Here is a 13,608-nt window from a genome sequence, read left to right as displayed (position 1 = left end):
TACCGCCGCCGGAACAACGTGTGATTCCAGCCTCCGCACACCCTCAGTGGAAAATCAGGTACAGAATCACGAGTACGATCAACGGAACGCCAAGCAGCCAGCCGATCAGATAAGGCATGATGTGTTCTCCTTCGTATCGAATTGGAATACGAGGGAGATTCAGCAGTTCGCGTGCCTGAGCCACCCGAAGCGCTAACTCGGCAACGGCGCGTTCCGTCAGACGAAATCACCTAATCGCGCCGTTGCTCAGGGCAGATTCTCACGCAATACGATGCTGAACTGCACCGGCTTCACGTCGCTCAGCGCATCGCGCCGGTCGCGCACGTTGCCGAAGATGCGCAGGCAATTGCCGACCATCGCCTGCGGCGTTTGCGTGATCAATGCGTCCATCGTGCCGTCTATCAGCAATGCGCGCGTATCGGGCGTCAGTCCATGTCCGACGAACAGGATCTTCTGTTCCGAGCGCGCTTCCACGATGGCGCGCGCGACGCCGTCGGAGCCGCCCCCGCTGTTATAGATGCCGGCGAGATCGGGATGTTCTTCGAGCAACTTGCGCGTCTGTCTGTAGTTGCGCTCGCTATCGTCGTGTCCTTCACGCAGTCCGATCACGCGGACCTGCGGAAACGTCGATTCGATCAGATGCAGAAAGCCGATTTCGCGCTCTTCGTGTCCACGGTAATTGAGGCTTCCCGCCAGCATCGCGATCTTGCCGCTCGGGCGCGGCCCCATGAAACGGCCCAATAGCAACGCCGCGGTGCGTCCGGCCGCGCGATTGTCGATGCCGACATACGCGAGGCGGCGCGAGTTCGACAGATCGGAGATCAGCGTAATGGCCGGTATTCCCTGGTCCGCGAGTGTATTGACCGCGTCGCGCACCACCGGATGTTCTAGCGCCATGAAAACGACACCGTCCGCCCGCTGTCCGTAATGCAACAGACGGTCGGCCAATTCGTTCGGATTGAAACTCTCCACGTAGTGCACCCGGCATTTCATGCCGAGCGCACTCCATTGCTCGTGAGCGAATTCGATGTAGTCGCCGAGCATGCGCAAATAGCGATTGGTGCCGGCCGGCAATAGAAAGGCGATCCGCGGGGGCTTCGCGGTCGATACGACCGGCGCGGCCGGGGTCAGCAGATAACCGAGTTGCGCGGCGGCCTGCAACACGCGCTGCGCGGTGACCGCACGCACGCCATCACGGCCATTGAGCACGCGATCGACGGTGGCGGTCGAGACACCAGCCGCCCGCGCGATGTCGGGAATGCGCGCGGAAGAAGCGAGCCGCGCGGCGTCGGAAAGCTGAAGCGGTTCGGACATGGCAGTCCTTAGCGATAGAAATCCATCAAAAAACATCAAATTGGCGGTTTGACAGCAGTTACCGCGCGCGCCTAGTCTTGCAGCTATCACGCCGACACCGTAACGCTGATGACCGGAAATCAGAGCGTTGCGGCAGACGATGATGGATTTTGATGGATTCGAAAGTCACATCAATTATAAGCATGGAGACGCTGATGACCAACCTCGCGAGACGCAGTCTGCTGCGTGCCGCGGCCGCCGTCCCGGTGGCCAGTGCGCTGGGCTTTCCGGCAATCGTGCGCGCCGCGTCCGGGCCGGAGTTCGTGTTCAAGTACGGCAATAACCTGCCGCTCACGCATCCGCTGAACGTACGCTCGCAGGAAGCGGCGAATCAGGTTCGCGAGGCGTCGAAAGGGCGCATCGAGATCCGGATTTTCCCTAACAACCAGTTGGGCGGCGACACCGACATGCTCGCGCAGGTGCGTAGCGGCGGCATCGAAATGTTCACGCCGTCGGCGCTGGTGGTGTCGACGCTGGCGCCGTCGGTCGCGATTAACGCGGTCGGTTTTGCGTTCAGCGATTACGACCAGGTGTGGCGCGCGATGGACGGCAAGCTCGGCGCGTATGTGCGCGCGGCGATGCAGAAGGCCGGACTCGAATCGTTCGAGAAGATGTGGGACAACGGCTTTCGTCAGACCACCACCAGTACCGCGCCGATCGTCGACGCGCAGAACATGCGCGGTCTGAAGATTCGCGTGCCGGTGAGTCCGCTCAGTATCGACATGTTCAAAGGACTCGGCGCCGCGCCGACCAGTCTGCAATTCAGCGAAGTGTATTCGTCGCTGCAAACGCATATCGTCGATGCGCAGGAAAACCCGCTGCCGATCGTGCAGGTCGCCAAGCTCTACGAAGTGCAGAAGTACTGCTCGCTGACCAATCATATGTGGGACGGCTACTGGTTCGTATTGAACCCGCGCGCGTGGCAGCGGCTGCCGAAAGATCTGCAGGGGATCGTCAGCGACGCGTTCAATCAGGCGGGACTCAAGCAGCGTGAGGACGTGCGCAAACTGAATGACGCGGCGGTCGCCGATCTGCAAAAGAAGGGGCTCGCGATCAATCGTCCGGCACCGGAAACGTTCCGTACCGCGCTGCGCCAGGCCGGCTTCTATGGGCAATGGAAAGGCCGCTTTGGCAACGAGGCGTGGGATCTGCTCGAGCAGTCGGTCGGCAAACTCGCGTGAGCGCGTCGCGCCCGGGCGAGCCTCGGACCACGCGCGGCGGGCGAGCGCAAGGAGACAGCAGGATGGCGAATCACGCATTGCATCCGGCGGACGCCGGCGTGCCGTTGAACGCGACGAGTGTGTCGCGACGCTGGCTGGGGAGCGTCGACCGCGGGCTGGTCGCGCTCGTCGAAGTGTGCGCGGCCGCGCTGCTCGCGGTCGAAATCGTCGTGATGCTGGCGGGCGTGGTATCGCGCTACGTGTTGCATCAGCCGCTCGTCTGGTCCGATGAACTGGCCGGCATTCTGTTTCTGTGGCTCGCGATGCTCGGTGCGGTACTCGCGTTGCGGCGCGGCGAGCATATGCGGATGACCGCGCTGGTCAGTCGGCTCGCGCCGCGCTCGCGCGCGTTCGTCGATACGCTCGCGATCGTCGCGTCGATCGCATTGCTGGCGCTGTTGATTGCACCGGCGTACGACTACGCGTCGGGAGAAGCGGCAATCGTCACGCCCGCGTTGCAGATCAGCAATGCATGGCGCGCGCTCGCGCTGCCGGTCGGCGCGGTGCTGATGCTGGCGGTCGGGCTGATCCGTCTTGCGCAGGTGAGCCGCCTGCGCGACGTGCTGATCGTGCTGGCGATCGCGGCGGTACTCGGCGCGGTGGCGATCACGGCAGGTCCGTGGTTTCAGACGCTCGGCAAGATCAATCTGCTGATCTTCTTCGTCGGCGTGGTCGCGGTCGGCATCTTCTCCGGCGTACCGATCGGCTTCTCGTTCGCACTCGCGACCTTCGGCTATCTGGGGCTGTCCACTTATACGCCGCTCGAAGTGATGGTCGGCCGGATGGACGAGGGGATGTCGCATCTGGTGCTGCTCGCGGTGCCGCTATTCGTGTTTCTCGGTCTACTAATTGAAATGACCGGGATGGCGCGCGCGATGATCGAATTTCTCGCGAGTCTGGTCGGCCATGTGCGCGGCGGACTTTCCTTCGTGCTGATCGGCGCAATGTATCTGGTGTCCGGCATTTCCGGTTCGAAAGTCGCGGACATGGCGGCCATTGCGCCGGTACTGTTTCCCGAGATGAAAAAGCGCGGCGCATCCGAAGGCGATCTCGTCGCATTGCTCGCGACCACCGGCGCGCAAAGCGAAACGATTCCGCCGAGCATCGTGCTGATTACGATCGGCTCGGTAACGGGGCTGTCGATCTCCGCGCTATTCACCGCGGGCATGTTGCCGGCCGCGGTACTCGCGGCGATTCTGTGCGTGGTGGTCTGGTGGCGTTATCGCCGTGAAGATCTGAGCGGCGCGCAGCGTTTCACGCGCCGGCAGATCGGCCGCCTGTTCGTCGTGTCGTTGCCCGCGCTCGCATTGCCGTTCGTGATCCGGATGGCGGTGGTCGAGGGCGTCGCCACCGCGACCGAAGTGTCGACGATCGGTATCGCCTATTCGATGCTCGCTGGGCTGCTGATCTACCGGCGCTTCGAATGGCGGCGGCTCGGCCGGATGCTGGTCGACGCGGCGACGCTGTCGGGCGCGATCCTGTTCATCATCGGCTGTGCGACCGCGATGGCGTGGGCGCTCACGCAGTCGGGTTTTTCGCAGGATCTCGCGCAATTGATGCAGTCGATGCCCGGCGGCGCGTATGGCTTTCTCGCGGTGTCGATCGTCGTATTCGTGATGCTCGGCAGCGTACTCGAAGGTATTCCCGCGATCGTGCTGTTCGGTCCGCTGCTATTTCCGATTGCGCGTCTCGCCGGGGTTCACGAAGTGCATTACGCGATCGTCGTGATTCTGTCGATGGGCGTCGGGCTGTTCTCGCCGCCGTTCGGCGTCGGCTACTACTCGGCCTGCGCGATCAGCAAGGTCAATCCCGACGCGGGGATTCGCCCGATCATCGGCTATATGGGCGCGCTGCTGGTCGGCCTGCTGCTGGTCGCGGCCATCCCGTGGATCTCGATCGGCTTTCTCTAAACATTCATTAATCCGCTGCATTCGGGCGCTGCGTTCGCGCGGCGCCGGGGTGTCGCTCGTCCTTTAAAACCCGCAGCAACGGGAGAGTTTCATGAGTCGTTTCTTTGGCGAAATCCGGCAGGCCGGCTACGTGGTGCGCGATATCGAAGCCGCGATGGACTACTGGAGCCGCGTGCTCGGCGTCGGTCCGTGGTTTTACAACGAACGGGTGCCGATCGAAAACTATACGTATCGCGGCGAGCGCTACGAGGTGCACAACTCGGTGGCGCTCGCCAATTCGGGACCGTTGCAGGTCGAACTGATCCAGACGCGCAACGACGCGCCTTCGATGTACCGCGATTTTCTCGCCGCCGGGAATACCGGTTTGCAGCACAACGCGTACTGGACGACCTCGTTCGACGCCGATCTCGCGCGTTTGCAGCAGCAGGGCTTCAAGGTTGCGATGAGCGGCGAGGTGGGGCGCAATGGCCGCTTCGTCTACTTCGATACCGAGGATCATCCGGGCACCGTGATCGAACTGTCGGAGATTGCCGGTCCGAAGGGCAAGCTGTTCGACATGATCTATGCGGCGTCGCGCGACTGGAACGGTCGCGAGCCGGTCCGTCCGTTCCCCGATCTGGGCACGTTATGAGTTCTGTACACGTGCGGCCGCCGGCTGACAGCGACACGCTCGAAGCGGACTATCTGATCGAAACGCCGCTCGATCCGGCGCGGGTCGCCGACGTGATGGCCGGCGAGCAGTCGAGCGGCACCTTCGTACGGGTTGCTAATGAATCCGATGCGCTGCGCGCGCGTAGTCGTGCGACGGTGCTGCGGATCGACGAACTGGAAGCTGCCGCGCAACCCGCGTTGCCGAGCGCATGGCTGACCCGCCAGCGCACGCCGGGACCGTGGCGGCGCGCGCGCGTGACGCTGTCTTTTCCGCTCGCGAATATCGGTGCGAATCTGCCGACACTCGCGGCGACCGTCGCCGGCAATCTGTACGATCTCGGCGAAGTGACCGGCATGCGTCTGCTGTCGCTGCGACTGCCCGCCGCGTATCGCGCGCGCTTCGAGTTGCCGCGTCACGGCGTGGCCGGTACGCGCGCGCTTACACAGGTCAGCGGCCGGCCGCTGATCGGCACGATCATCAAGCCGAACGTCGGCCTGAGCGCGAGCGAAACCGCGGCGCTGGTGCGCGAGTTGTGCGAGGCGGGCATCGACTTCATCAAGGATGACGAAGTATCCGCGAACCCTGAGCATGCGCCGCTTGCCGAGCGCGTGCGCGCGGTGATGGCCGAAGTGCGCGCGTATCGCGAGCGCAGCGGCCGGCCGGTGATGGTCGCGTTCAATATCACCGACGACCTCGACGCGATGCGCGCTCACGCGGAGCTGGTCGAACGCGAAGGCGGCAACTGCGTGATGGCGAGCCTGAACTGGTGCGGCTTTTCCGCGATCCAGTCGCTGCGCCGTTCGACGCCGCTGGTGCTGCACGCGCATCGCAACGGCTACGGAATGATGTCGCGCGATCCTGCGCTCGGCATGTCGTTTCAGGCGTATCAGACGTTGTGGCGACTGGCCGGCGTCGATCATATGCACGTGCATGGACTGGCCGGCAAGTTCGCGCAGAGCGACGCCGAGGTGATCGAGTCGGCGCGCGATTGCGCGACGCCTTTGAGCGCCGCTGGCGACGACCGGGTGCTCCCGGCGTTTTCGTCGGGACAATGGGCCGGCACCGCGCCGGTTACGTTCGATGCGGCGCAATCGAACGATCTGCTGTTCATGTGCGGCGGCGGCATCCTCGCGCATCCGGACGGACCGGCCGCGGGCGTGACGAGCGTGCGCGACGCGTGGGAAGCGGCGCAGGCCGGCACGCCGCTCGCGAGCTACGCGCAGAGCAGGCCGGAGCTGCGGCGCGCGTTGGAATTTTTCGGTGCTCGCACATGAGTGCGTTTCCTGCTGTTAGCGACGTGAAAGAATCCGGCGCAACCCGCGCGAGCGGACCCGCGTATGCGTTCTATGGCGACGATTTCACCGGCGCAACCGACACGCTCGCACATCTGGCGCGCGCCGGATTGCGCACGATGCTGTTCCTTGCGCCGCCCGACGCCGCTCGGCTAGAGAACCTTGGGCCGCTCGATGCACTCGGCGTGGCGGGCGCCGCGCGCACGATGTCGCCCGCCGCGCAACAGCAGGAACTCGCGCGCGTCGGCGCCGCGTTTGCCGCGCTAGGCGTGCGCGTGATGCACTACAAGGTTTGCTCGACGTTCGACAGCGCGCCGGATACCGGCAGCATCGGTGTGGCGATCCGCACGCTGCGCGAATACTGCGGGAATGAACTGGTCGCGATAGTCGGCGGACAACCGAATTTGCGGCGCTATTGCGTGTTCGGTCAGTTGTTCGCGGCGGCCGGCGCGGATGACGGCGAGCAACGTATTCACCGTATCGACCGCCATCCGACGATGAGCCGTCATCCGGTGACGCCGATGAACGAAGCGGATTTGCGCGTGCATTTGCAGCGGCAGGGCGTTGAACGGGTCGGGTTGATCGACACGCGTTGTTATGCGTTGGGCGACGCGGCGGTACAGGCGGAAGTACGACGCAAGCTCGCTACGAACCCCGATGCATTGCTATTCGATGTACTCGACGATACGCATTTGCAGGCGATCGGCAAAGTCGTGGTGGCTCAGGCATCGCGCACCGCACCGCTGCTTGCAGTCGGCGCGAGCAGCGTCGCCCAGGCCTATGCGTTTGCGTTGGCGACCACTCGCCCGGAATCGGCCCGGGAGAATGAAGCTTTGCCGCGATTAACACGGGCAAGCGGCCCGGTATTTGTATTGGCCGGCAGTCTCTCGCCTCTTACCGAAATGCAGATTGAAGCCGCGTATTCCTATCTGCGGATAGAACTGGACCCCCAGCAGATGACCGGCGAACGGTCAGAGGTTTATCTCGTCGAACGCGTTGCGGCAATCGCCGCCGCACTACGCACGGGACGAAACGTACTGGCATTTACCGCGCGGCGACGCACGAATGAAGCGCCGAATACAGCGGCGGACATAGCGCCCGGTAATCGGCCGTCGAGTCAGGAAAGTGCTGCCAATCCAGCTCAAAAGTCTCAAGAGGCTCATGAGTCTCAGGAACCCGCTCCCCAAGCGCGGCTTGCGCAAGCCTGCGGCCTGCTTCTTCAACAGGTACTGGGAACCGTACGACTGCGACGCATCGGCATTGCCGGTGGCGACACGTCGAGCTTCGCGGTGCGCGCGCTCGATGCATGGGGGCTGTCCTATCTCGCGCCGCTTGCGACAGGCGTTACGATGTGCCGCCTGCATTCCGATCGCGCGGAACTCGACGGTATCGAAATGATGCTCAAAGGCGGCCAGATGGGCGACGCGAATCTGTTCGAGCAATTGATCGAAGGCGAGCGGGTTGAACTGGCTTTGGCAGCGCCGTAGCCAATTGGCGAACTCGCGCCGGTAATCAACGCGACCTGAGTGGCGAGTAATTTTTCCATCGGCTGCTCCCGCGTGATCGAGCGGAAATGAACGCGGAAACAACAAAGCCGCCGCCGGCCCGCGCATCGCAACGCTCGGGACCAGCAGCGGCCATTCGGCATTCAATCAGGCATTCAATCGAGCCCGTTCAACGGGCATCGTCTATATCACGCCGGCTATCAGCAGCACGATCACCACGATCAGGACAACGCCGAGTCCGCCTGTCGGGCCGTAGCCCCATGCGCGGCTGTGAGGCCACGTCGGAAAAGCACCGATGAGCAGCAGAATCAGCACAATCAGAAGAATGGTTCCTAGCATGGTGTGATCTCCGTCTGGTTGATGGCCTGCTTTCACAGCCTGGCCGCGTCGGGCCGCAGGGTTATTCCTGAAAAGCAAACCATGTGCCCAGGCGGAAATGGACAGAAGGCATTGAAGCGACGCGGCCGCTCAAGCGCGCCTGCCGCGCAAATGCAAATGCGAGCGGCACCCGCTTCGTCCGGAATGAACTGCCCCCGGGCCGGGTGCCGCGTTTCCAATTGCGGACACGTCGCGCGTCCTATAGATAGGTCCCGTGAATGCGGCCTTCGAAGATCGCGGTATTGATTTCGAAATCGTCGACGTGGGCCGTGCTGCCGCCGTCGACTGTGACGACGACAGAGCGGCCGCCGTGCAGCAATTTCATCTGTTCGACGGTGAGCGTTTTTTCGTGGGGTGCGTCGCCGGCGCGATGCGGCAGGTCCTTGATGATGACAGCGGCTTTCATGGCAATACTCCTTGAGATGAGTGGGCGCGCACAAGCTGGCGCCCGCTCCGATTTCTGCAAGGCCTATGCCAATGTATCCGGATGCAGCGAGGATTTTCCCGCGCACGCTGGCGCGCAAAGCCAGTCAAGGGAGTGGGAGAAGGGCGAAGGCAAGGACGCGCGCGCAGCGCGGGAGATATCAAGCCGAAGTGTCGGCACGCGTCCCACCAATCGGTGGCCAATGGTTGGATTGGCGCGGCGGTCAGCGCAACGATTAGCGCAACGATCAGCGCCGCTGCCGCTTGCGCGCCAGACTCACATCGGCAATCCGCTGATGCGCGGCCGCAAAGCCGGGCGGATATTCGACGACCCGCGTCGCGGGCGGCACCAGCGGCGCGCCGATGCTCGAACGCGCGCCGACGCGTGCGCCGCCGACGATCGCGGCCATTGCCTCGCGATCGAGTTCGACGCTGTCGGTCAGATCCTTGATGATGAGCTTGGCCATGACGGCTCCACAAAAACGCTCAGGCGGCCGATCCTGCTATGGAATCGGCCGCCGCGCTGGCACGTTGTTCGGTATGTAGTTTGGTATCTGGTTCGGTGTGCTGAGGTCTCGACGCACTCTAAGTATAGGAAATGCGGGCCCGGCCGGTGTGGCGGCGACGCTGCAGCGGCAGTGGGGTAACCCCCGTTCCCATGCTGCTGCAGACGCTTACACCGCGGCGTAATTGGAGCCCTGCAGGTAAGGGGAAACGTCGAGCTTGAACGGCAGCACGACATTGGGGCCGATCGAGCCGATGTTGTTGAGTGCCGCGACGTTCACGTATTGCTGCTGGACCAGATTCTGGTTCACCGTGACGTTGATGTTGGCGAGGCCGGCGAGACTGCCGAGTCCGCCCGACGGCATCGGCACGTTGCTGCCGGTACCGCCGGTGATCGCGGACATGCTCCGGCGGTCCAGTTCGCGGGCAGCGGACAGATCGCGAATCATGAGGGATGACATGGCGTTGCTCCTGAAATGCATTGCAGGCGAACAGACGCGGAACGCGGCGAAGCGGCCTGCGCGAGCAGGTGCTTCGCCGCGCGACGCGTTACTGGTTGGCGCTGTTGCTCGAGACGAGGTACGGGCTCATATTCGTAATGGCGCCGCCGGCCAGAGCAACGTTGTTGCCGTTGGCGTTCTGGAAGTTCAGCTCGTTGTTGATCACTTGCGTCGCGGTGAGGGTCTTGCTGTTGTTCGGCGCCGAGTACGGGCTGAAGTTGTAGTACAGGCTCGGGCCGAAGCCGCCGCGCACGGTGCGCATTGCCTTGCTGTCGAGTTGTTCGGTGACGGACAGGTCTTTGATGATCAGCGTTTTCATGGTGAGTCTCCTGAAAGAAGTATTCGCAGTGTTGCGAGTGGTTTTGAGCAACTTGTTTGCTCGGGTATCACTAATGCACAGGCTGTGCCAGTCTTATTCAAGTGTCCTGAAGAAAATGGGAAAAGCCTGCCGTACAAGGGTTTGGCGGCCGATTCGGTAGTACCGCACGAGCAGACGATGCGCGCGCGAACGGTCAGAGCGGTGGCCGCGCTCCGACACCTGAGCAATTGCTGTTGGCCGATCCACGACACCGCGCCGGCGCAGCCGCAATTGCTCGCGCGCGCGATGCCTGTTTTGCCTGGTTTGCGAAAGCGCAGACCGGGAGCTAGTATCGAAAGGGCACATGTAACTGGTTACGACAGGTTTTCTATCGACCCGCGTGGCTTCGGTCGCATGCGACACGGTCCAGCGGCAACGGCGGTGCTTCGCACAAATGGCTAGCCTTGCGCGTGTGATTCACGACTTCCAGAGCGGCGAGCTGTCGCGCGACGAGTTCGTTGCGCAGCTCGACCGCGTGTTGGCGTCCGGCGAGGCCGGCCGCACGCAACTGCTGGATACGCTCGGCGCCGCGCACCGGCAAACGCCGCTCCCCGAAGATCTCTATCTGGAAGTACGCAGGCGCATCGAGTTGCTGCGGATGTCGAATGTCGCGGCCGGTGGCGACGAAACCGGTTTGCAGACCACGATCGAAGTGCCTTCGGTCGGTTCGTCGAGCACCGGCAGCGCGGGCGCCGCGAGTACTTCGCCGCCGTCGGCTGCCGCCCCCCATGAAACGATCAAAGGCATCGGCGACACGCTGAATAACCGCTTCGTGCTCGAAGAGTGTCTCGGCGTCGGCGGAATGGGTACCGTCTATAAAGCACTCGATCTGCGCAAGCTCGAAGCTTCGGATCGCAAACCTTATGTCGCGATCAAGGTACTGAACGTCCAGTTCCGCGGCAATCCGAATTCTCTGGTCGCATTGCAGCGCGAGGCGCGCAAGGCGCAGGTGCTCGCGCATCGCAACATCATCACCGTGTACGACTTCGACCGCGACGGTCCGATCGTCTATCTGACGATGGAGTACCTGAGCGGCAAGCCGCTGAGCCAGTTGCTGCGCACACCCGGTTATCAGGGCATGCCGGTGCGCGCCGCGCTGCCGATCGTGCGCGGGATGTGCGCGGCGCTCGCGTATGCGCACGAACGCGGCTTCGTGCATTGCGACTTCAAACCCGCCAATGTGTTTCTGACGACGACCGCCGAAGTGAAGGTGATCGACTTCGGTATCGCGCGGGTATTCCAGCGGCCGGAAGAGGAAAGCGACGCGACCGTATTCGATCCGGGCAGCCTCGGCGCGTTGACGCCCGCGTATGCGAGTCCGGAGATGATCGAGCATCGCGAGCCCGATCCGCGCGACGACATCTATGCGCTCGGTTGCATCACGTACGAGCTGTTGACCGGTCATCATCCGTTCGACCGGTTGTCCGCGACCCAGGCGCGCAACGCCGATTTCAGGCCGCAGCGGCCGGCCAATCTCGACGCGAGGCAATGGCGTGCGCTGCGCTCCGCATTGTCGTTCGATCGCACCACGCGGATGCCGAGCGTCGCGCGCTTCATCGCCGAATTCGACAATGAGGCGCGGGCGGAAAAGTCCGGCACGCTGGCGAAGGTCGGGCTCGCGAGTTTCGCGGTCGTGTGCGCGGCCGCGGTCGGCGTATTCGCATTTCGTGCGGGACCGGTGCGGCAAGCCGCGCCGGCGGACGTGGCGACGTCGCGATCCGATCAGGTGGATCGGACGGGCGGCGCGTCGGCGCTGGCGGCGAATTCGAATGCCAATGCCAATGCAATTGCGAATGGCGGCGGCGCGACAGCGGCTAACGAGCCGGCCAGTTCGATCGCCGCGCCGTCGACTACATCCGCCACTGCATCGATAGCAGCCGCATCCGCGGTACCACCCACCACGACTTCGGCAGCGGCCGCGCCGAAGCCCGCGCTAACGCTCGCCGCGGTAGCGCCGGCGCTCGCGCAGGTGCCGTGTTCGGCGTTGTCGCCGGCGGTGCAGGATCACGCGTTGACGTTGCGTGGTTTCGTCTCGCAGCGCTATGGCGTGACGCATCTGAAAGACACGCTGGCCGCGGTGCCGGGTGTCGAGACCGTGTCGCTCGACGTGCAGCCGCTCGCCGACGACAAATGCGACATCGTCAAAGCACTGGCGCCGTACTGGGTGCGTAACTGGCAGGCGGGTCGAATTGCGTCGCTGCATGTGCGGCCGTCGAGCGGGCTGCTGAGCGAAGGCGATGCACTGGTGGTCGATCTGAGTACACCGGGTTTCGACTCGTATGTGACCGTCGACTATTTCCAGCTCGACGGCAGCGTCGTGCACATGGTGCCGAGCCCGCGCATGAAAGACAATCAGGCGCCGCCGAACTATTCGGCGACGATCGGCCGTGGCGGCGACTGGACGGTCGCCAAACCTTTCGGCGCCGAAATGTTGGTGCTACTGATTACGCCGGTGCAGTTATTCGACACGATGCGCCCGGAAAGCGAGCCGCGCGCCGACTATCTGCGCGCACTGGATACGCGGCTCGCGCAGATCGGCGGCAAGTACGGAGCGGCCCATATCGTTGCGGATTTCGCGCCGATTACGACGAAGCCGCGCGCGCGTTGATCCACTCGCAAGCGGGTGGTGACCGGTTCAATGAAGAAGCGCGACTCAGTGCAGATCTCTCGCCACGCGAAAACCATCCTGCGATTGCCGCACGCTCGCGCTGTACTTGAAGCGCGTCGCGCTGAGCATGTAATCGCCGCCTTCGCGCCACGAGCCGCCGCGAATCACGCGCACTTCGCAGCCGGGGCTGTCCCATGCATGTCCATCGACGGGCGCGCCCTGGTAGGAGTTGTGCCAGCAGTCGGCGGTCCATTCCCACACGCCGCCGTTCATGTCGTGGAGGCCGAGCGGATTCGGGCTGAAAGTACCGACGCTTTCCGGTCCTTCCTTGTGCCACGGATCGCCGCAATCCTTGCAATTGGCCGTGCCTTTGCGCATCTGGTCGCCCCACCAGTACGCGGTCGTGGTGCCGCCGCGGTCCGCGTATTCCCACTCGGCCTCGGTGGGCAGACGGTACGGTTTGCCGGTGGTCTTGGCGAGCCATTTGATGTACTGCTGCGCGTCGTCCCAGCTCAGATCGCGCGCGGGTGCTGCCTTGTTGGCATTGCTTTCGGGCGTGAGCTTCGGGCACGCGTTGGCGGCGACGCAGACATTCCATTGCTCGACCGTCACCGGAAATTTGCCGATCGCAAATGCAGTGCCGATACTCACGCGATGCACGGGCCTTTCGGAAGGATCGTCAGTATTGCTACCCATCGCGAACGAGCCGGCGGGCACCGCGATCAGGATCGGACAGGTCGGGCAGTCGCGGATATCGCCGGGACCCGGCGGATGCGCGACGGTCTTCTGCGCGAGCGGGGCTGACGCGCTGGTTGCCGCGGTGGCGGGCGGCGCGCAGCACGGCGCGTACACCGGTGCGTGGCTGCATGCGCTGAACGATGCGCGCGCGTCTTCCGAGCCGCTGA

13 protein-coding genes are annotated in these 13,608 nt (G+C 63.6%); 6 read left to right on the top strand and 7 right to left on the bottom strand.

Annotated features, from left to right (window positions below):
- Positions 1–246: 246 nt before the first annotated feature.
- Positions 247–1,314, bottom strand: a complete 1,068-nt coding sequence (locus BTH42_RS29085; RefSeq protein ID WP_075304638.1) for a LacI family DNA-binding transcriptional regulator — start codon at positions 1,312–1,314, stop codon at positions 247–249.
- A gap of 194 nt (positions 1,315–1,508) precedes the next feature.
- Between BTH42_RS29085 and BTH42_RS29080 the strand changes: the two genes are divergently transcribed.
- The 5 genes from BTH42_RS29080 (at position 1,509) to BTH42_RS29060 (ending at position 7,914) form a co-directional block, all read left to right on the top strand.
- The gene (locus BTH42_RS29080; protein WP_075304750.1) at positions 1,509–2,534 is read left to right on the top strand and encodes a TRAP transporter substrate-binding protein; all 1,026 of its coding nucleotides are present in this window, start codon (positions 1,509–1,511) and stop codon (positions 2,532–2,534) included.
- A 62-nt stretch (positions 2,535–2,596) separates the two neighbouring features.
- A complete protein-coding gene (locus BTH42_RS29075; RefSeq protein WP_075304637.1) occupies positions 2,597–4,483 on the top strand; it encodes a TRAP transporter large permease subunit in 1,887 nt (628 codons plus the stop codon).
- Between the two features lie 91 nt (positions 4,484–4,574).
- Positions 4,575–5,114, top strand: coding sequence for a VOC family protein (locus BTH42_RS29070; protein WP_075304636.1), 540 nt, complete (start codon positions 4,575–4,577; stop codon positions 5,112–5,114).
- Complete coding sequence (locus BTH42_RS29065) at positions 5,111–6,409, top strand: ribulose-bisphosphate carboxylase large subunit family protein (RefSeq protein WP_075304635.1); 1,299 nt, start codon at positions 5,111–5,113, stop codon at positions 6,407–6,409. Before BTH42_RS29070 ends, BTH42_RS29065 begins: the two co-directional genes overlap by 4 nt.
- Positions 6,406–7,914, top strand: coding sequence for a four-carbon acid sugar kinase family protein (locus BTH42_RS29060; RefSeq protein WP_075304634.1), 1,509 nt, complete (start codon positions 6,406–6,408; stop codon positions 7,912–7,914). Before BTH42_RS29065 ends, BTH42_RS29060 begins: the two co-directional genes overlap by 4 nt.
- Before the next feature lie 201 nt (positions 7,915–8,115).
- On the opposite strand, the gene BTH42_RS29055 is transcribed toward BTH42_RS29060, so the two are convergent.
- The 5 genes from BTH42_RS29055 to BTH42_RS29035 form a co-directional block, all read right to left on the bottom strand.
- Positions 8,116–8,271, bottom strand: a complete 156-nt coding sequence (locus tag BTH42_RS29055; RefSeq protein WP_075304633.1) for a DUF3309 family protein — start codon at positions 8,269–8,271, stop codon at positions 8,116–8,118.
- Positions 8,272–8,509: 238 nt separating this feature from the next.
- Positions 8,510–8,716: a hypothetical protein gene (locus tag BTH42_RS29050; protein ID WP_075304632.1), complete on the bottom strand. Its 207-nt coding sequence runs from the start codon at positions 8,714–8,716 to the stop codon at positions 8,510–8,512.
- Between the two features lie 265 nt (positions 8,717–8,981).
- Positions 8,982–9,200, bottom strand: a complete 219-nt coding sequence (locus BTH42_RS29045) for a hypothetical protein (protein WP_075304631.1) — start codon at positions 9,198–9,200, stop codon at positions 8,982–8,984.
- A 207-nt stretch (positions 9,201–9,407) separates the two neighbouring features.
- Positions 9,408–9,698, bottom strand: a complete 291-nt coding sequence (locus tag BTH42_RS29040; protein WP_075304630.1) for a hypothetical protein — start codon at positions 9,696–9,698, stop codon at positions 9,408–9,410.
- 88 nt (positions 9,699–9,786) lie between these two features.
- Entirely contained in the window at positions 9,787–10,056 is a 270-nt protein-coding gene (locus tag BTH42_RS29035; RefSeq protein ID WP_075304629.1) for a hypothetical protein, read from the bottom strand.
- Between the two features lie 433 nt (positions 10,057–10,489).
- Between BTH42_RS29035 and BTH42_RS29030 the strand changes: the two genes are divergently transcribed.
- Entirely contained in the window at positions 10,490–12,703 is a 2,214-nt protein-coding gene (locus tag BTH42_RS29030) for a serine/threonine protein kinase (RefSeq protein ID WP_075304628.1), read from the top strand.
- 45 nt (positions 12,704–12,748) lie between these two features.
- Here the strand turns inward: BTH42_RS29030 and BTH42_RS29025 are convergent.
- The coding region (locus tag BTH42_RS29025) for a formylglycine-generating enzyme family protein (RefSeq protein WP_143752248.1) at positions 12,749–13,608 on the bottom strand (860 nt) is incomplete at its 5' end.

Origin of the sequence: Burkholderia sp. SRS-W-2-2016, from assembly GCF_001931485.1 — a bacterium.
Lineage (GTDB): Bacteria > Pseudomonadota > Gammaproteobacteria > Burkholderiales > Burkholderiaceae > Paraburkholderia.
The sequence above is the reverse complement of the archived record's forward strand: the minus strand, read 5'-3'. Positions and strand labels throughout refer to the sequence as shown.